Raw genomic sequence first — 17,520 nt, 5'->3', positions numbered from 1 at the left:
TTTTGTGTGCTTTGCATGTTTATAGAATCCCTTATGTGTATACTGAACATAGAAAGGGGTAGTTCACTTTTGCCAATTCCTTAAATGTATTTTCATCTATTAACTTATGCACATTCATCCGTGTCATGATTGTAATTCTCCTCCTTGAACTTTCTCAAATAATTTCATAGCTAAATCAAGCATTTCCTCATCACACCCAATTTTCATAGCCATTTTATTATGCTCTACTTTCATTTCTCCTGAATGATTTACGTTTGCTTGCAATTGATCTTTTCTTCCCCATTTAGTTGGGAATTTTCTTTCTAATCTCCATGCTGCGGCTTTCCAATTAGATTTTGCATGCTCCCCAATTGTCTCAACGTCTCTAGCTTCACTAAATGCTAATGCCTGATCAATTTCCATGACTAACTTCACATAAATCTTATCTTTTCTCGGTACTACTTCACCTGTCTTTTCACTCGTTTCAATTGCCCTACGCCCTTGTTTTAACCAAACATAAACTATACTTCTACTTATTCCAACTAACGCACATGCGGTTTCAATATAATTCCCTACTTTAATATATTGGGTCAACCTATTTATCAGCTCATCATTCAATTTCATTGGTCGCGCCACTAGCATTTCCTCCCGTTTTAACTCATCATTTGTATTTCTTTTTCTAAACACTCAATACATATTGTTGTTATATTGTCGTCAACTACCTCACGAATTAACATTTGTTCACAATACTGAATTGTGATTGGAAATTTCAAAACCCACAAACATTTTTCAAGGCAAATTGAACATATTGGCATAGTATCTATATCTTGTTCTAACATCTAATCGCATCCTTCTGTAGTTTTTCATGTACTACTGCCTATTTTGTAGTAAATAAAAAGATGCCGTCACTTTTAAAATCTCTCATTTAATTTATAGATATCCTTTGGATTACTCTTTCTTTTTGCTAGTATCCATTCTTCATTTTTTATATTTCATTTAAACTTATTTTATTACTCTCTATTTATAGGTGGCACTATGGTGACAAGAATGTATTTGTAAATAAAAAAAGCCTTAACTACTTTCGCAGAAAAGACTTTTTCTTACTTGTTTAGCAATTTTTATTTCAGATCTATATAGAATCGTTTTAATTGTGCTTCTTGAAACATTCAAATATTTAGCAATTTTCTCTTGTGTAATGCCTCTTCCTCTTGACATGATATATATTTCTCTTTCATATTTTGTCAAAGTAGAGAGCGCATCTTCTAGTTTTATTCTTTCCCATTCTGAAATGACACTTTCTTTGTTTTCATCATCCCATTCATATGTTGTATCAGTACTACGAAAATATCTTTGCATTAACAAGGAATCATATGATTTCTCTCGTTGATAAGCAGCTCTACGTTCTATTCCCCTGCGATTACCTGGCATCTTTGCATTCTTCATCCACTCCAAAGCATATGTGACATCACTAATCATACTTGTTAATATTTTAATCTCTTCTTCTTTTGCACTTATTTTTGCACTCTCTAGCTTACATAACGTTTCTTTATATTGGATAATTAAATCTCGCATATACCATTCCCACCCTTATAACAAAGCAAAATTGTTAAAAATAGAGACCATCTAAATCTACATTTAATTTCCATTTATTTTTTCTCATCAAAAACTAAAATTATTTTTAAAAAATCTTCCTTAATACTATTTATCATTGCTACTTTGTACTTATATGATATATGTATATAACGATTCATTTTTATCTCTTTTTCATCATTTTTTTACATAAAAATAACCACCTGTTTGTTTACACAGGTGGTTATAATCCATATTAAAAACTTATTTATGATTAATAATCTTAACACTCCTCAACCTCAATCCCTAATGCATATGCATAGTTGTAAAAAGCAGTATTTCTTTTTCTATAATAATCTCCCTCGGATAAATTCAACTCTTTCATAACCTCATATCTATTAACTCGATTCTTTAACAAATATTTTTGAATAATTATTCTATCACTTTCAATATCTAGCTTTTCTAACCCTTTGTTCATCGCAATAATATAATTGACCCGCTCTTCTTTCGCGTTTTCTTTTAATATATTTTCTTTCGAGAGTACCGTTTCATTAAGATAATTACACTTCATAAATAATCTGTATTTCTTTATAGCTTTCAGTACATTTTCTTTAGTAGCTTCTTTATTTAATACTGGTAATTCTATATTTAACATGTTAAGCCCCTTTCTTATCATTTATCCTTAATCATAATTTAAATTTCACATATCAAAATCATTACAATGATTTGCTATTAAGGCTTATATCCTTCATGTATTATTTCATACATTGTATTGCTAACATTTATTTTCTTATCCTTATGATTTTTGATTAATTTTATTAACTCATCACTATTTAATTCGTACAATTGCTTATCCTTATATTTGTAAATTCCATTTTCAATAAGTTGATTAATTAAAAATAACTTCACCTTGCTACACCACCATATCTTCAACGAAAAATTGAATCTCAATATCTTTTGAATTATAATAACAAATTGCGCCCCCATTAATCGGAACACATCCTACTACAATTTGAGATTCACTTCTACTTTTTACAATAGCCACTTTATACAATTTATTATCTCTTTCAACTACATCACCAAGTCTAAACTCATTTATTTTACGCCCTTTAATAGCGAATAATTTTGCCCGTTCAAATAATAATTTTTCACTTTTTTCAGCTTTCCTAATTTTTAATTTCGTACTCTTTTCAAAATGACCATAATGATTAGAGAACTCCTCTCCATTAATCCAGAACCAACTACCATGCTTTATTTCTTTTTCATTTTCTTTACAATATTCAGCGATGAATTTTTCACTTTTTTCATTTTCAATATACAATAGTTCTCCTTTTCGAATTGTTTCTCTACAATCTATAAATTCATTCTCAAAAAAGAAATTAATTTGTTGATAGCTTTCTTTTTTACCTAAATAATCAGCAATCACTCTTTCACCTTCTATCTTCCAACACATCGGTGTCTCTTGTACTGTTGTAATCCAATTTGTTTTCATTCGTTTAATTGCTTCAAATCCTTTATATGTTCTCATTTTCAAGATGCCTCCATTTAATTATTTAAAACATATAGAATAAACTTAAAAACTGCTTTCAATGTACATACATGGAATTTCTAATCAAATACTCTTTCCGTTCCTCATATTCTTTCTTAACTTCCGAACCAATTCATACATTACAAATTTCTTGAACAATATGTTTTTATCTGTATATATATTCTTTTCTTAAAAAGGTAATTTTCTCTTACGCTTATCTCTTGTTTTTTTAAATTCTATGTGTCGATATGTATTAAACATACGAGATGTAACTCTTTCATCGTACGCTTTTATAATTGCCTCACCTGTTAAATTCGTTGTAATAATTGTTTTTTTCCCTTGTCGTCCATCAAATAGTTTAAATAACACACGATTTACAAATGCTGTGGCTTTTAAATCATTAATATCCATATCCCCTAGCTCTGCTCCTAGATCATCAATGACTAATAAATCCATAGAAATTAGCATATTTGTTATGCTATGCTCTGTTTCACAAGATTGCGTATTAAATGTCGAACGTATGTAATCAAAGAGTTCTGAACTTGTAACATACATAACTTTATCCGAACTTTGTTCATTCATTTCATGCGCTATAGAGTATGCAATATGACTTTTTCCGGCTCCAACTTTCCCCACAAGAATCAAATTAAATCGAATATCATTTAAATAGTCTGTAAGAGCCTTTTTAGCTAAAATTAAATTCTTTTCATCCTCTTCACATTCTGATATAAATGTCGAAAATCTAGCTAATTTAATCGTTTCATCTTTAATAAGACTCTGATCGTAAAATATACTTTTACGTTTTCTTTCCTCTTTCTCATAACGAAAAACATTCATTTCTTTTTCTAACCTTCTATTTTCTTCTTCTAAACGACATACTGGACAAATCGTTTCACCCTGAATCTCCATCAATCTTACAATTCGCTTCCTCTCCTGATTACATATCACACATGTTTCAGAAAGGAAGTTCATTTTCTTCGAAAGACTTTGTACTATATCTGTTACCTTTGTTAAAGCCATTTGATTTCACCATCTTTCTCTGCTGCAAATATCCCTCAAATTTAGTTCCAAATAAGGTTTCTGGTCTTAAATATTTTGCCTGTTCTGTATAAAGCCATTCTTTCGCCTTCGTCTCAATAACTTCTTTGAAATCATTTATATTAAATCCCTCTTGTAGTCTAGATTTAATTAACATTTGTGTCTTTTTAGTTGAAATACGATAACTTGTATTACATACACTGTTGAGATAATTAATTATCTCTACTATATCTTTTTGAGTGGTATTCTCTGAGTTAATCTTTTGTGTAGTCTCTGGTATTGGTTGAGACATATTATCATTTTCCATCATGACAATATGTTCTTTTCGTTGAGACAATTTGTCACAATCGTTATCTATTTCTAATTCAACTAGTCTGTCATAATTTATTGAATACCATTTTGTTTTATCAAACTTTAATTTGTTATAGTTACCACTTATCAATAAATTAAACTCTTCTAGATTTTTAACAATACGTTTCAACGTTCTTTCATTCCAAAACGGGAATTGTTTATGCCAATTTGTAATGCTATTATAGACCCAATAACGATCATCATAATAATGTTTCGAGCGCTTGAGCCAATAATGTATTTGTTGAAGAAAAATTGCCTCGTTCAATCCAATCTTACTTGCTAATCGAGGTAATACTAATAATGGCTCATCCTGTATTAGCAAACTACTCATTTTATCTTCCTCCAGATTTTTTCTTAAAATCAATATATTAAGCTTCTTAAATATTAAAAGTTTTATTCTCCAAAACCTTTAAATTTCCCAACCTATTAATACTTTTATAGCTTGATTAGCTTGCTTCCTTGTAAGATCACTCAGTGATTGAATTTTAAGTTTTACTTTTAATTTATTTTTGATTTCCTCTTTTGAAATTACTCCATCATATTTCAATGCTATTATATGAATTTTGGCATAAATCATTTTTAACTGTTTATTCGAATGTTTTTCTGATTCGAAACAACTAGTATTTCTAAATTCTTTATTCTCATTAGTACTCTTGCTGACATATCCTTTTTTTGTCACTCTAAAAACCATGATTAATCCTCCTTACAATAGGATTTCCTATAAGATTTGTTTTTTTAAGACGATAGTCTTTCTTTTCTTACACCACATTCTCTGTTAGCCAATTTAATAAAAATGCCTTCGTTTCTTTAGCCGAAAAATACCATTTCCCTTCCACTTTAAATTTTTGTAAACGCTGATCAAAATAGAATTCTTTTTGAATAGTAATCCTCGACATGCACGTTCTTTTTTAAAATTCCCTTGTATCCCAAAATAAAAATTCTGCACCCACTTCTTTAAGCTTTTCTTCTAATTTTTCTAAATATAATCTTTTGATCACTCTTTCACCTACTTGAATATTTAGCATTCTATATTTCATCTCGATTTTTATATACCAAATACACTTTAGCGTTTCATTTTTTAGATTTCTTTCCTTCTTTTCTAAGTAAAAACTATATATAAAGTACCTTTAATAGTAGGATTATTAGATATTTTGTTTAAAATACCTCAAAAAACATCCTATAATCCATATATAAATACGTGCATTTTTGTCACAAATTATTTAAAAAAAGATCAGGGAATAATTCTTCTATAGATTTCTCTAAATAGCACGATAACATATGTGCCTCTTTCAGAGTGAATTCACTTTTATTATGTTCTTTTGCCCAATATGTACGTGGAGAAACATTAAGAAAATCAGCAACTTCTTCAATAGTTTTTCTCTTTAATTTTCTTTCTAAAAATATCATCTTGTGCATTTTTGTCACCTCTTTTCAAATTCAAATATAGTACTACGTGACAAAACAGTCAAGAATTTTTTTACCAAATCACGAAGAAAGTTGCATTTTTGTCACACCAATTATATAATCAATCAAGACGGAGGTGACAAAAAGTCATGAAATCATTCGGTTTAAAATTATCTCAATTGATGAAGAAAAATAATATGACAGACGAGCAATTAGCTGAATTATTATCTGTTAGTAGAACTACTGTTTTGCGGTGGAGAAATGGTGAAAGAAGCCCTAAAATGTCAAAAATATCTCAAATCGCTAAGATATTAAATGTCTCTGCAACCTACTTTATTGATGAAAATGAATCCTATTGTCCTGAAGATCACGCAATGACCAAACGGAATATTCCCATTTATGGTACAATCGCAGCTGGTAAACCAATTGAAGCTATAGAAAATGTAATTGGGGATATACAGGTACCTGATATCATTTTAGATAAATATGGATTTGAAAAACTATTAGCACTTCGTATAAACGGAGACAGTATGAATAGAATTGTACATGATGGACATATAGCTGTACTTGAGAGGACAACAAATATAAATAATGGCGACATAGCCGCTGTACTCATCAACGGGTATGACGCCACTTTAAAAAGAATTTACAAAACCAATAATAGAATTATACTTGAACCAGATTCTTTTAATCCTAGTATACATCCATTAATGTTTGATTGTACAGATATAGAAAATTGTCCAGAAATAAAAGTAGTTGGAAAATACATTTGGAGTTGTGCACCAATTCAATAATATTTCATCGATGAATTAAGTTATTTTGTAATAAATTTTAAAGTAAGGGGGCTTTCTCCCCTTCTTTTTTATAGCAGGGATTTTATCTTGTCTAGTTTCAGGAAATCTTGATTTTTTATGTGAGCGTTTTGTGGGTGAATTACTCTTCTTTCAAATAAAAGTGTTTTACCCACAACATAAAAAAACTCAGCACGTTTTGTGTCAGGAATTTGAACCTCTTATTATAGAGACATATACTGCCCGCTTTCGCCTCTTAAACGTTCAATCATACTTGATATTTCTTCAAAATCTATACATGATTGCTTTTTCTTGCTCAATACAAAATACCTTCCTTACAAATTATAATAAATTGAATCTTAGTAAAACAAAAAGAGATGTCTTAGTAGTATACCTCGGACATCCTCTTCATTTTATAATATCTAGATTCTATACATCCCTATCAATTAAATTTTTATTCTACCTAAAACATCGTATTATCATTAGCTGCTTCACTTGGAATCTCTTGAATTACATCCCAGTGTTCGACAATCTTTCCATCCTTGTTACGAAATATATCGACTATAGCAACTTCCCTTATCTTGAGAATTAGTACGAGAATGTACATGAAGAGCAACTGTATCCCCTTCAGCTACTACACGTTTAATCTCTGCAGAGGAATTAGAGTTTTTAACAAGATCTTCCTCAAAGAAATCCATAAAGGCTTTTCGTCCATCAGCAACAAAAGGATTATGTTGCTTATACTCTTCACCTACATATTTTTAGTAAAAAACTCATAGTTGAATTTAATATATCTAATTCCTTTTATTATCAGAATAAGCCTTTACAACAACTATTGATTATTTTTTATATCATTAATTCTATAATTTCTTTAATACACTTACCATTATCCATTGCTATATCTAATTTCCGTTTAAATCCCTTATTTATAAGTTTATACCTATACATCGTGTTAAATTGTGTGTGGCAAGATAAAACAAGCTGCTAAATTGAATTATTGTTAGGTAGTTTCTACGGTATGATATTATCACACAATTAGTTATACATATAAAAAGATTTCCTGCTTTGTAACAGGAAACCTTTTATGTATCTTTAACCTACAAACCTAAAATTTCAACAATCTGACGGGCCTTAGCATTATCTATATAATAATGCATCTCTAACCCTCTTCTTTCTGAGCGGAGTACGGTTCCCCTCAATTTTGATAAATGTTGTGAAACAGTGGATTGTGGAAGTCTCAATATCTCCGTTAACTGTGTAACATTGCATATTTTATGGTGCATTAATTCATTTACAATTTGTAATCGAACAGGATGTGCCATTACTTTTAATACATCTACATCGTCTTCATGGATTTCAGCTAGATTTCTTTCAGATATTAATGTTATCATTTCGCATTCTCCTTTATTATTAATTTCTATTTTCCTGTTGTCCTTATAATTAATACTTATAGCTAATTACCATTTGTCCTGTTGAGAAAATATATTCTCTTTTTAAAACAAAAAGGACACCAATTCATAAAAACGTTTTTTACTGCTTTAATGAATTGATACCCTCTAATTTTTTGACCAGAATATATCTTGTTTTAAAGGATATTTTCAATTCCTTTTTCTCAAATCTAGTAAAAAATTTGTATTTTCTTTAAAATCCATATTAAGAATATTCTTCAAATCCTGAAAGCATAAGTTTGCGGCAAACTTATGCTTCCTATCACATCCCACACCAATCAGGATAATTAACACTATCAATGTAGTACTAACTATCTTAATTGAATATTAGTAATAGTGAGTCTAAATATTATCAATTTACTTTATATTACATGTATGTAAAAATAATGACATGATAAGCTTTTTCAAATTTTTCTCCTTGTAAAGATTTGAAAATAGCATTTCAACAATCTCCTTACTGTTAATATGCCTAGAAAAAGAACCCCATAGGGTTCTTTTTCTGTTCATTCCCTAAAATCCCATATTAATAAAAAAAGAAGAGGGATATATCCTCTCTTCACCAATAAAATCGAACATCTTTACATTTAAGGAAGGGCATCCATTCATCAAGAGATGAAAGGAACAATAATAGTTCACCTAGTGAATTATAACACAAACACAATTCCATTAATAGGTAATATTAACATTATTGGAATAATTGTGGCAAATTTGTTAAGTATCTTAATATTAAAAGGCTTTATATGTATGTAAATTGAAAGTGGATAGTGTAAGGATAAAATATAAGGGGGATATATCATGTTTAACAAAAAACAAACATTCGTAACAACGGTAACAGCTTTAACACTAGGTTGTGGATTTACATTCGGATTAACACCGGCCTTTGCAGATTCTAACAAGATTTCCGCAAACAATATTCCTGTTCATTCTATTCAGAACCAAGAACAAGAACCTTTTACTGGATATGTTATTTCAGTAGAGAACAATTATTTGGTAGTTGCTGCTACGTCTACAAAAGATGAAGCTCTTGCTTATCAACATAATTGGTGGAATCTAGTTTCTCAAAATAAGATTTTAAGGGTCCCTGTTTCAGATAGTGAAAACTATACATTAGGTGAGAAATTAAATGTATATGCAGCTGCATGGACTAAATCCCTACCACCAATAGCTGTTATGCCCACAATTGAAAAAGTATTTCATTAGATTATATTTAAAATAAGAAGGGCATCATTCTAATTAGAATGATGCCCTTTATCCCACCAACCTTTTTCTCTTATTAATAAAGCTGTCTAGCGATAAATAAGAAATGGTTACAGGAAGAAAATAGAGTGCGAAAACCAAGCCATTCGGTTCCTGCGTAAAATATCAACCGTACCAAAAGAGCATCCATTCGTTGAACATCTAGGGGTGGAACACCCCAAAGTAACGCTCAGGGAGACGAAAAGTTACTCTCGTCGTGGAACTGAGAAGCTCCCACTTCAAGCTTTGCTAAGTGGCGAGTAGTTCACTAACTGATTTACCTTTCACAAAAAGTCTTTCTCATTATTCAAATAGATCCTTATGATTCAATGAAAGATCATTTCAAAGAGCATTATATAAAAATTGAGCATACTGTTCACGAGTTGCTGTCATAAATGGAGCAAATTCTCCTATCTCTACTCCTGCAAAAATATAATTAGAGTAAACTACACTAATTGCTTCTTTTACCCAAAATTTAGCAGGTATATCTTTAAATTAATGCGGAGCTTTCACACTGTAGGGAAAAGCATTTTTAATTATTTGTTCCACCTCCGCGCGTGTAAACGCACCCCTTTTGATCTCTTTTAAAAATCCCTAACTCTGTCACAATCAAAAATTCTTTTAAAAACATTGTTGAGTTTTCATTAATATCATGATAAGGATTAGCAAATAACGACTTCCCTTGAATATGTAGTATCTGATCATCTTTCACATATCCCTTTAAATGCGCTCGATAAAGTAGTGCAGCTACTTGTTCACGGGTCACATTATCTCCCAATATACCATTTTCGTATCCTACAATAATATTTCCCTCGTTAGATAAATTATATATTGTATACATGACCAATAATCCATTGGCACCTCATCAAACAGAATTCGTTCCACTTTTACTTCAGCAAAACCTGTACTAGTTAATAGTCCCCCTTATAATCGTATTGCCCTTAACACTTTTTTCACTCTTATTATTCTATATATCATAATTTTATATAAAAGCGCAAAAAAATTATACACATATTTTATTATTCATGTTAATATAACAATATTGCAATTTTATTATTAGTAATTTATGACAGGAGATGAAAAGATGAAAGGACTTGAATTTTCAACCAGCCTATTATTCTTTTGGATAAAAGGCAGAGTAGACGTTGATAATAGGTTTGTAAAAACCAACTTATCAAACACATTATTGGGTTTTATTCCTGCTGGTAAAGACCAACAAAACATTCCTCTAAAAAATATTTCTGGAGCAATGTTATCTACCAAGTATTTCTTTAAACCAATGATTTTAGGAATACTAATTTTCTTGTTTGGATTAGGTACTTTAAGTGATAGTTTTATTGGTGGATTAATTTTACTACTATTAGGTATTGGAATTGCGGGTAGCGGCATCCAAACAATATTAAGAATTGAAAAAGCAGGAACACCTTATCATATTAGTGTCCCATTCTTTGAAAAAGAAAAAATGCAATTATTAAATGATATTATACAAAATGCTTTAGCAGACGACACAGACAAAACAGATTTAAATTTATTCTTCGATAAAAAATCACAATAAATATTTTTATATTTAAAATAAAACCTTATAATCTAATTATATTATTTAATTAGATTATAAGGGTTTTTAAGTTCATCTTGCCAACAAGTTTTTCTCAATAAAAATTCTACTTTTACCTTCTCTTCTTGTAAAATCTATAAGATTTGCCATCCCATCTCGCCTTTTACAAAATAATTTTTTATTTCTCAACATAAAATGATTAGAATTAAATTCTTAATCATAGTACCTACAGTTGTCAATTATCCTTCCTTATTTTATATTTTAAAATAAAAAACGTATCTCCACCTATATTTATCTATACGAATTTAAGAAATAAATAGTTCAAAAAGAAAAATAAAAATACTACAACAAAGAATGTCCATTTGTTTCTTTTTGTTGGTTTTCCAGCATGTTGTATATAAAAAAATAAGGCAATACCTGTCATGATAATTAAAAAGATTTGATAGTAATCAATCATCTGTAATACCCCTCCATATAAAAATAAGAAGTCTCCTTTTAAGAGACTTCCCATTTCTAATACAAACGACATACATAGGATAAATATACACAATATTATCAGGATGGTGTGCTTTGTTGCCCTTTTAGCATAACACACAATATCTCATTTTTGTTTAATAATTCCAAATTATAAAACTTTATCAACATTAAAATATTTCATTTAAAGCAAACGAACAAAAATAAACTCAACGAAATATTCACTTATAAACCAACGTATGTAAAAAATAGCTACAATTCCATTCATAGTTTTAAAAATTTGTCCTCCTCTTCTTCTAAGAATATTCTAAATCTCAGATAGATTATCTTATATCGCCACCTTATGTATGCAGAATTACATATCGAACTCTATTGAAAATCATTCTCATTGTAACTATAATGGTTTCAAGGAGTGGTATTTTCACTTCCTTTTCAAATCTCAAAATATATTAAAGGAGGAACTAGCATTATGAAAAAAGCTATTTTAGCAGGGGCACTAGGAATTGCAGTACTATCAGGTATGAATTTACCAGGAGCAGAGGCACCAAAAGCGAGTGCGGCAACTACGAATTTAGAAATTCAAGAAGTTACAAAATATTACTCTATGAATTCCTATGAAATTTCTCAAAAAGAATCATTTAATGTTAGTAAAGGGGAAGAACTTACAGTCTTTGTACAAAATTCCGGGTTCCCAATTTCTTATACAGTCTTTGATGCAGATAATCAAGTAATTGGCACATACAATGCTAATTCACCATATGGTCGCGTATTCAAAGCACAAAAAGACGGTAATATTTCTGTTCAATTTCAAGCAGGAGTAAATTCTTCTTACATGAAGAAAATGAACTTTACAGCTAAATTTGCAGTTTCTAAACTTAACCAACAATAAAAAATTTAACGATCCTCTTTAAAGGCAAATTAAAAAGGTATATCCCTTCAATGGGATATACCTTTAACTTTAGTGAATTTTATATTGGCCAGATAACTGCTCTTGCGCCATACGAACTAAACGTTTCGTAATCTCTCCACCTACTGAACCATTTGCTCGTGATGTTGAATCTGGTCCAAGTGTAACGCCAAACTCCTGAGCAATTTCGTACTTCATTTGCTCAATTGCACTTGCTGCCGCTGCTACCAAAATCTCGTTTGAATTATTATTTTCTCGAATTTGCATTTCTAACACACCTCCATTTAATTGGTAATATCATGCTCTATTTCCAATTAAATATGCAAAATTTATATTATTTAAGTAAGTGTGTGATTTACATTATTAAATTCAAATTTCAAAAAGGTTTTTCAATAAAATTAATCTCATACTTATTAATTTTATTAAATTTTAAACTCTCCAATTAATTCTTGTAACTCTTGTGATAGCCACCTTAATGCTGTTGCTAATTCTGCAATCTCTTGTACATACATTTCTTACTCTTTCATACTAGTCTCTACATTGCTACTGTTATTCACATATGTATTGGAAATATGTGATAATTCATTTACAATCTGAACAATTTTATAAATTATATTTAGTCTTTGTTAACGGCCAGAGGAGTGAAATAGGTATGAAAGAGTAATTAATTCGCTAAAATATCCAAATAATACTTATTTTAATGGACTTATTGGTGAGGAATGGAGACTGGTTTTAATTTGATTTTTTTCGAAAGTAAAAAAGAGACCTATTTATTAGATCTCTTTTTTACTTTATCCCAGCTTAATAATTCTATTTTCTTACTTAAAATTCTAATATCCCCATAACTTCTTTTGTAAATAGTTTAAAATCAGTTAAATGTTTTTCAATAATTTGCTTAACAATATCTAAATTTACACTTTGATAATCATGTACAGCGATATTTCGAAATCCAACCATTGCCTTTAACTTATTTGCCAGCTCTGCGCTAAGTAGTCCTGCTGTAACTAATAAATCAAAAGCTTCTCGACTAGATTGAGGTAGTCCTAGTTTTTTCCCAGCAACAATATGCATTGCTAAATCAATACTCGCTTCACAAGCTCTTTGTATATTCAAGATTATTGAATCTTGCTTTGTGTAATCCTCCAAATTTTCAGGGTCATTTCCATACACGTCTTGGATTCTTTTTATACAACGCTCTATTGTGGAAATTTTATTTAAAATAACCTCATTCTTCATATATTGAACCTCTTTTCTTTATATCATCGAATACTATCTTGCGTTCCTCATTCAATTTTGAATACATTTTTAAGGTTTTCATTTCAAAAATGATTTTCCGTTCTTCATCAGAACAAAATATTGTCTTTCCTGTATGTATAATCTGAGCTTGAAAAACTGTAGAAGCCTCGGATAAATCAACTAAATCAACATCTCTATGAACAATGTTAGCTAACTCCTGTGCTAATAAAAAACGTTCATAATTCCCTAAAGTTGTATCACTTACATAAGCTATATCAATATCACTATCTTCCCGTTCTCTATTCTCAGCCGTTGATCCAAACACAATTATCCAATAGGGATTCACCGTTTCTTGTAATTTTTCTATAATAGCTGTTATCATGCTTTGAAAAATCATTTAATTAATCCCCCTTATTATACTTGAATTTTATTATATCATAACCATTACGAAATCCATTAAGCTTCAACAAATACATAAACAAAATTAAAATAAACCTTCTTAATACTTAAAGCACCTCAAAATTACGTGCTTATTCCTGTAAAAGCAAAAGACTAACAATAACTGTCAGTCTTTTGCTTTTGAAACTCTAAATAAATAGGGGCTATATTTCTCTAGCAATGGCGTCTTTTATATGTTAATTTACCTTTAATTTACCTTTAATTTTTCTTTTACTTTTGTAGGGAGTTCGTCTTTTTTAACCTCTTCCCAAGATTTCACACATTTTTTTCAGAGTAGTATATAAGTAAAAATACTTCTTTACGAAGATTTTTTAACGTATTCCCCGAAAGAATTCTCCTTCCTCAAGCGTGTGAAGAGCGTAGCCCAACGATAGGTGGGAGATGAATTTCGGTTTGGCATAGCCAAAAACTTTTGATAAACTAGCTATATGAAGTTCTTTGATAACTTGATATAGAAGGTTGCAGGAAGAAAATAGAGTGCGAAAACCAAGCCATTCGGTTCCTGCGTAAAATATCAACCGTACCAAAAGAGCATCCATGCGTTGAACATCTAGGGGTGGAACACCCCAAAGTAACGCTCAGGGAGACGAAAAGTTACTCTCGTCGTGGAACTGAGAAGCTCCCACTTCAAGCTTTGCTAAGTGGCGAGTAGTTCACTGCTGTAAACTTCATTTCTTTTTCCTTACCGCCTTTATCAATTCCAGACAATTTATATTGATAAGTCGTATCACCATTAACATTTTTCTCTTTTAATTGTTCGCCATCCTTAGTAATTTGAACATAATATTTATCTGTACCAAGTCAATTTAAGTTACACCCCAATAAAAACACAGTAAACATCACAAAAATTATATCCTAATCTGCTTACTACCAAAATCCATTAATATTACATTTTCGTAATATAGGCTTTTCTATCAAATTATAGCCTGGAATCTCTTATTAAAGCAGGAATCGAAAAAAATGATATAGATGTTATGTCACTTGCTTCTTTCCTTTCTTCTTCAATGAAAGAAGCTATTATGGCTAGTCGAGTATGAAAAAATAATATATACCATCATTATTTTATAGAACAAATAAGACATCTTCTGAATTCATATTCTGCATAAAGAATGCAAAAGAAAACTCAAAAAAAGATTAGACTCTTCTTTTGAGCTCTTTTCTTTTCATAATGCAATTTATTATTTTAAATCTACGCAAATTCTATCCTTTAACGCAGGGTAAATTTATAGCCTGTGAAAATGTTATTTCATTTTTGAAGACCTCTTCACAAACTCCTTAATATCCTTTAATTTTTTTCCACTAATATTATCTTTGATGGTTGAATCTATTTCATTTTCAATATAAAAAGTTTTCTCTTTAACCTTTACCTCAAATTTATATTTATTTTTATTTTTATCCCAATCTATTAAATTGCTTTTTAGTTGCGCAATATCCCTTAAATCAAACTGAATCATAAAAGGTTCTACAGCTGGATAAAAATGTCCAAGTTTACTATTCTCTTTTAAAAAAACTATATATGTGTCACCAGATTTAGGTTTAATATACAATGGATCTTTATTTTTTACTTTTTTTGTAAACACTTTCGTAGCACCTTTCAGAATTATTCCATTGTCATCAATAACTTCATTACTTTCCTCTAATACGAGGCTTTCTGAGTATCTATGATTTATTAAAATTTTATTCTCTACAGAGTCCCCTTTTAAAATTTCTTTAACATGAAAATTAAACAGATGGCCTTCGACATCTTCATCTTGAATCTCATATGATGAATTGTTTGCCATATTCCATTTAGAGTGTAAGCCGTCATATTTACCTAGTACAATTACATCTGCTTCTTCTACCATTTCACTTAAATGATTTGTAGTTTTGAATGTCTTACTTAATACTATAGTTTCAGAATTCGATGAAACATTAGACACTTCTGCTATGTCTGTATTTGACCAAATTGTTTTGCCAATAATAATTAAAAAAGTAAATATTAATAAACATAGACTCCATTTTATTACTTTATGTTTAAACATTATAATAACGTCTCCTTAAAAGATATTTTATACCATTTTCTCAATATTAATATTCAGAATTTTTAAAAAATATTAATTCAAAACAAGATAATGATGCTATAATTCTCTTGTTAAAAATAATCTTTGGAGGGATAATATGAATTTTAGAAAAGGAATTACTGCATTTTTATTAGGTAGTGTATTTGTCTTTTCCAGCGTTGGAGTTTCAGAAGCTTATGTAAAAGAAGGATGGAAGCTACCTTCAAAATCAGCTACATATAAGTGGGGAGACAGATTAGACGATGGCTCCAGTATCATTAAATCCGGTTGGCAAGCTGCAGATTCAGCCTGGTACACTGCTTCTCGTATTAACTTTACAGTTTCTTCTTCTTCAGTGAACAAATTAAACTCTTGGTTTGAAAGTTCCTCTACTTATTATGGAAGAATGAACACAACTTATAATACATCCACTAAAAAAGTAACGAAATTCGCTGGTGATATTAATGCAGGGAATACAAATATTACAAAATCTAATGTTGCTAAAAGTACAGGAGTACATGAGTTTGGTCATGCAATAGGAATAGGTCACAACAGTGGCACTTCAATTATGAACAGCAATCGTAATCGTACTACTATGCATGTCCCTCAAACTGACGATAAAAATGGTGTGAATGCAATCTATTAACAGAAAAAGGAGATGATTTCTTAATGTTAAGTAAAAAAGCAAAAACTATAGTAATTGCAATTCCTTTAGCTGCAGTGATTGGTTTTGGAGGATATTCAGCATATAATAGTCACTTCTCCAATATTGCTGGCGAAGATAATAATGCTGAAACTGTCATTCTCAGTAAAGATTTCCCTGCTACAAGTGATTTAAATCAAATGATTAATGAAGCCGATCTAGTTGTAATTGGTGAATATGGAGGTCTTGACTCTAAGTGGAATATGGCGCGTAATCCAAATAATCCCTCGGAAGAGGACAAAGAAAATTATGTTGAAGGACATCTATATAATTTCAATATTTCCGAAACAATTAAAGGTATAAATGAAAATAAACAAATAAAAATCAATCATCGTTTTGCTGAAACAGTTAAGCTTGAAGATTCTAATGCAGTTGTTGCACCAGATGGCACAGTTACAAAACAAGCTACTAAGGTAACTACTAAAGAGGTTCAAAATAAGGATCCTTTATATATCGAGCCTAAAGTTAATAAAAAATATATGATGTTTTTGAAGAAAGATCAATTATTTGGAAACTACTACGGAGCAATTGAACCATTTGCAATTACTTTTGATGAAAATAACAAAGCTGACCTTCAAACAAACATAGAAACTATTAATGAAAGTAAAATGTCTTCCAAGGCAGAAATTGCAGGTAAAACAATTGTATTAAAAAATGAAATACATGAAACTATTACTGACAATATTAGCGGTAAGACCCTTAATGAATTAAAAGATCAAGTAAAACAAAATGCTAAATAATAACCATAACTTATAATAATTTATCCTAATTCATACGATAGTAAAAATTAATTTATTAAAGTT

24 protein-coding genes and 5 pseudogenes are annotated in these 17,520 nt (G+C 30.0%); 7 read left to right on the top strand and 22 right to left on the bottom strand.

The genetic code is table 11. The annotated features are described in order from the left end of the window. Positions 1-123: 123 nt before the first annotated feature. The 10 genes from N2V79_RS28060 to N2V79_RS28010 form a co-directional block, all read right to left on the bottom strand. Positions 124-621: a hypothetical protein gene (locus N2V79_RS28060; protein ID WP_069603977.1), complete on the bottom strand. Its 498-nt coding sequence runs from the start codon at positions 619-621 to the stop codon at positions 124-126. 11 nt (positions 622-632) lie between these two features. Continuing rightward, positions 633-818: a hypothetical protein gene (locus N2V79_RS28055; protein WP_000892959.1), complete on the bottom strand. Its 186-nt coding sequence runs from the start codon at positions 816-818 to the stop codon at positions 633-635. A gap of 232 nt (positions 819-1,050) precedes the next feature. Next, positions 1,051-1,551, bottom strand: a complete 501-nt coding sequence (locus N2V79_RS28050) for a sigma-70 family RNA polymerase sigma factor (RefSeq protein ID WP_001205173.1) — start codon at positions 1,549-1,551, stop codon at positions 1,051-1,053. A 280-nt stretch (positions 1,552-1,831) separates the two neighbouring features. Next, on the bottom strand, positions 1,832-2,203 hold the full coding sequence (locus N2V79_RS28045; RefSeq protein ID WP_000931950.1) for a hypothetical protein: 372 nt from the start codon (positions 2,201-2,203) through the stop codon (positions 1,832-1,834). Between the two features lie 77 nt (positions 2,204-2,280). Beyond that, the gene (locus tag N2V79_RS28040; protein ID WP_000765291.1) at positions 2,281-2,457 is read right to left on the bottom strand and encodes a Fur-regulated basic protein FbpA; all 177 of its coding nucleotides are present in this window, start codon (positions 2,455-2,457) and stop codon (positions 2,281-2,283) included. 4 nt (positions 2,458-2,461) lie between these two features. Beyond that, positions 2,462-3,076 (bottom strand): hypothetical protein, encoded by a 615-nt coding sequence (locus tag N2V79_RS28035; RefSeq protein WP_340720451.1) that lies wholly within the window; start codon positions 3,074-3,076, stop codon positions 2,462-2,464. 189 nt (positions 3,077-3,265) lie between these two features. Beyond that, entirely contained in the window at positions 3,266-4,096 is an 831-nt protein-coding gene (locus N2V79_RS28030; protein ID WP_048538558.1) for an ATP-binding protein, read from the bottom strand. Then, positions 4,032-4,796 carry a conserved phage C-terminal domain-containing protein gene (locus N2V79_RS28025; RefSeq protein ID WP_340720450.1) on the bottom strand — a complete coding sequence of 255 codons (765 nt, stop codon included), beginning with the start codon at positions 4,794-4,796 and terminating at the stop codon, positions 4,032-4,034. The genes N2V79_RS28030 and N2V79_RS28025 overlap by 65 nt, the downstream gene beginning before the upstream one ends. Positions 4,797-4,874: 78 nt before the next feature. Continuing rightward, entirely contained in the window at positions 4,875-5,156 is a 282-nt protein-coding gene (locus N2V79_RS28020) for a hypothetical protein (protein WP_340720449.1), read from the bottom strand. A 518-nt stretch (positions 5,157-5,674) separates the two neighbouring features. Continuing rightward, positions 5,675-5,881, bottom strand: a complete 207-nt coding sequence (locus N2V79_RS28010) for a helix-turn-helix transcriptional regulator (protein ID WP_000549412.1) — start codon at positions 5,879-5,881, stop codon at positions 5,675-5,677. Positions 5,882-6,018: 137 nt separating this feature from the next. Between N2V79_RS28010 and N2V79_RS28005 the strand changes: the two genes are divergently transcribed. After that, the gene (locus tag N2V79_RS28005; RefSeq protein ID WP_098630062.1) at positions 6,019-6,663 is read left to right on the top strand and encodes a LexA family protein; all 645 of its coding nucleotides are present in this window, start codon (positions 6,019-6,021) and stop codon (positions 6,661-6,663) included. Positions 6,664-7,123: 460 nt separating this feature from the next. On the opposite strand, the pseudogene N2V79_RS28000 reads toward N2V79_RS28005, so the two are convergent. Next, a pseudogene (locus N2V79_RS28000) lies at positions 7,124-7,421 on the bottom strand (nuclear transport factor 2 family protein); the annotation flags it as partial. Between the two features lie 336 nt (positions 7,422-7,757). After that, positions 7,758-8,051 (bottom strand): ArsR/SmtB family transcription factor, encoded by a 294-nt coding sequence (locus N2V79_RS27995; RefSeq protein ID WP_000631352.1) that lies wholly within the window; start codon positions 8,049-8,051, stop codon positions 7,758-7,760. Positions 8,052-8,903: 852 nt separating this feature from the next. Between N2V79_RS27995 and N2V79_RS27990 the strand changes: the two genes are divergently transcribed. Further along, the gene (locus tag N2V79_RS27990; protein WP_340720448.1) at positions 8,904-9,308 is read left to right on the top strand and encodes a DUF3221 domain-containing protein; all 405 of its coding nucleotides are present in this window, start codon (positions 8,904-8,906) and stop codon (positions 9,306-9,308) included. A gap of 378 nt (positions 9,309-9,686) precedes the next feature. On the opposite strand, the gene N2V79_RS27985 is transcribed toward N2V79_RS27990, so the two are convergent. After that, entirely contained in the window at positions 9,687-9,830 is a 144-nt protein-coding gene (locus tag N2V79_RS27985; protein WP_227751923.1) for an S-layer homology domain-containing protein, read from the bottom strand. Positions 9,831-9,876: 46 nt separating this feature from the next. Beyond that, positions 9,877-10,185, bottom strand: coding sequence for a hypothetical protein (locus tag N2V79_RS27980; RefSeq protein WP_340720447.1), 309 nt, complete (start codon positions 10,183-10,185; stop codon positions 9,877-9,879). Between the two features lie 243 nt (positions 10,186-10,428). Between N2V79_RS27980 and N2V79_RS27975 the strand changes: the two genes are divergently transcribed. Next, on the top strand, positions 10,429-10,899 hold the full coding sequence (locus N2V79_RS27975; protein ID WP_139848198.1) for a hypothetical protein: 471 nt from the start codon (positions 10,429-10,431) through the stop codon (positions 10,897-10,899). Positions 10,900-11,194: 295 nt separating this feature from the next. On the opposite strand, the gene N2V79_RS27970 is transcribed toward N2V79_RS27975, so the two are convergent. Beyond that, positions 11,195-11,356 (bottom strand): hypothetical protein, encoded by a 162-nt coding sequence (locus tag N2V79_RS27970; RefSeq protein ID WP_213747202.1) that lies wholly within the window; start codon positions 11,354-11,356, stop codon positions 11,195-11,197. Positions 11,357-11,842: 486 nt separating this feature from the next. On the opposite strand from N2V79_RS27970, the gene N2V79_RS27965 reads away from it, so the two are divergent. Further along, positions 11,843-12,262, top strand: coding sequence for a hypothetical protein (locus tag N2V79_RS27965; protein ID WP_340720446.1), 420 nt, complete (start codon positions 11,843-11,845; stop codon positions 12,260-12,262). Positions 12,263-12,331: 69 nt separating this feature from the next. On the opposite strand, the gene N2V79_RS27960 is transcribed toward N2V79_RS27965, so the two are convergent. The 6 genes and pseudogenes from N2V79_RS27960 to N2V79_RS27940 form a co-directional block, all read right to left on the bottom strand. Next, complete coding sequence (locus N2V79_RS27960) at positions 12,332-12,547, bottom strand: alpha/beta-type small acid-soluble spore protein (protein ID WP_001167052.1); 216 nt, start codon at positions 12,545-12,547, stop codon at positions 12,332-12,334. A 155-nt stretch (positions 12,548-12,702) separates the two neighbouring features. Next, positions 12,703-12,882: pseudogene (locus tag N2V79_RS27955) on the bottom strand (hypothetical protein); the annotation flags it as partial. 220 nt (positions 12,883-13,102) lie between these two features. Beyond that, positions 13,103-13,516 (bottom strand): type VII toxin-antitoxin system HepT family RNase toxin, encoded by a 414-nt coding sequence (hepT, locus tag N2V79_RS27950; RefSeq protein WP_340720445.1) that lies wholly within the window; start codon positions 13,514-13,516, stop codon positions 13,103-13,105. Further along, a complete protein-coding gene (mntA, locus tag N2V79_RS27945) occupies positions 13,506-13,913 on the bottom strand; it encodes a type VII toxin-antitoxin system MntA family adenylyltransferase antitoxin (RefSeq protein WP_050845253.1) in 408 nt (135 codons plus the stop codon). Before mntA ends, hepT begins: the two co-directional genes overlap by 11 nt. A 249-nt stretch (positions 13,914-14,162) precedes the next feature. After that, positions 14,163-14,287, bottom strand: a pseudogene (locus N2V79_RS29300) (YxeA family protein); the annotation flags it as partial. Between the two features lie 342 nt (positions 14,288-14,629). After that, positions 14,630-14,815: pseudogene (locus N2V79_RS27940) on the bottom strand (YxeA family protein); the annotation flags it as partial. A gap of 86 nt (positions 14,816-14,901) precedes the next feature. On the opposite strand from N2V79_RS27940, the pseudogene N2V79_RS27935 reads away from it, so the two are divergent. Continuing rightward, positions 14,902-15,081, top strand: a pseudogene (locus N2V79_RS27935) (TetR/AcrR family transcriptional regulator); the annotation flags it as partial. A 135-nt stretch (positions 15,082-15,216) separates the two neighbouring features. Here N2V79_RS27935 and N2V79_RS27930 read toward each other — a convergent pair. Continuing rightward, entirely contained in the window at positions 15,217-15,996 is a 780-nt protein-coding gene (locus N2V79_RS27930) for a hypothetical protein (RefSeq protein WP_340720444.1), read from the bottom strand. A gap of 136 nt (positions 15,997-16,132) precedes the next feature. On the opposite strand from N2V79_RS27930, the gene N2V79_RS27925 reads away from it, so the two are divergent. Further along, positions 16,133-16,660, top strand: a complete 528-nt coding sequence (locus N2V79_RS27925) for a matrixin family metalloprotease (protein ID WP_001011319.1) — start codon at positions 16,133-16,135, stop codon at positions 16,658-16,660. A 23-nt stretch (positions 16,661-16,683) separates the two neighbouring features. Continuing rightward, on the top strand, positions 16,684-17,457 hold the full coding sequence (locus N2V79_RS27920; protein ID WP_340720443.1) for a cardiolipin synthase: 774 nt from the start codon (positions 16,684-16,686) through the stop codon (positions 17,455-17,457). Positions 17,458-17,520 lie beyond the last annotated feature (63 nt).

This window comes from Bacillus sp. CH_70, assembly GCF_038007045.1.
In the GTDB taxonomy this organism is placed as follows: domain Bacteria; phylum Bacillota; class Bacilli; order Bacillales; family Bacillaceae_G; genus Bacillus_A; species Bacillus_A cereus.
Note: the sequence above shows the minus strand (reverse complement) of the source record. Positions and strands in the feature narration are given on the sequence as shown.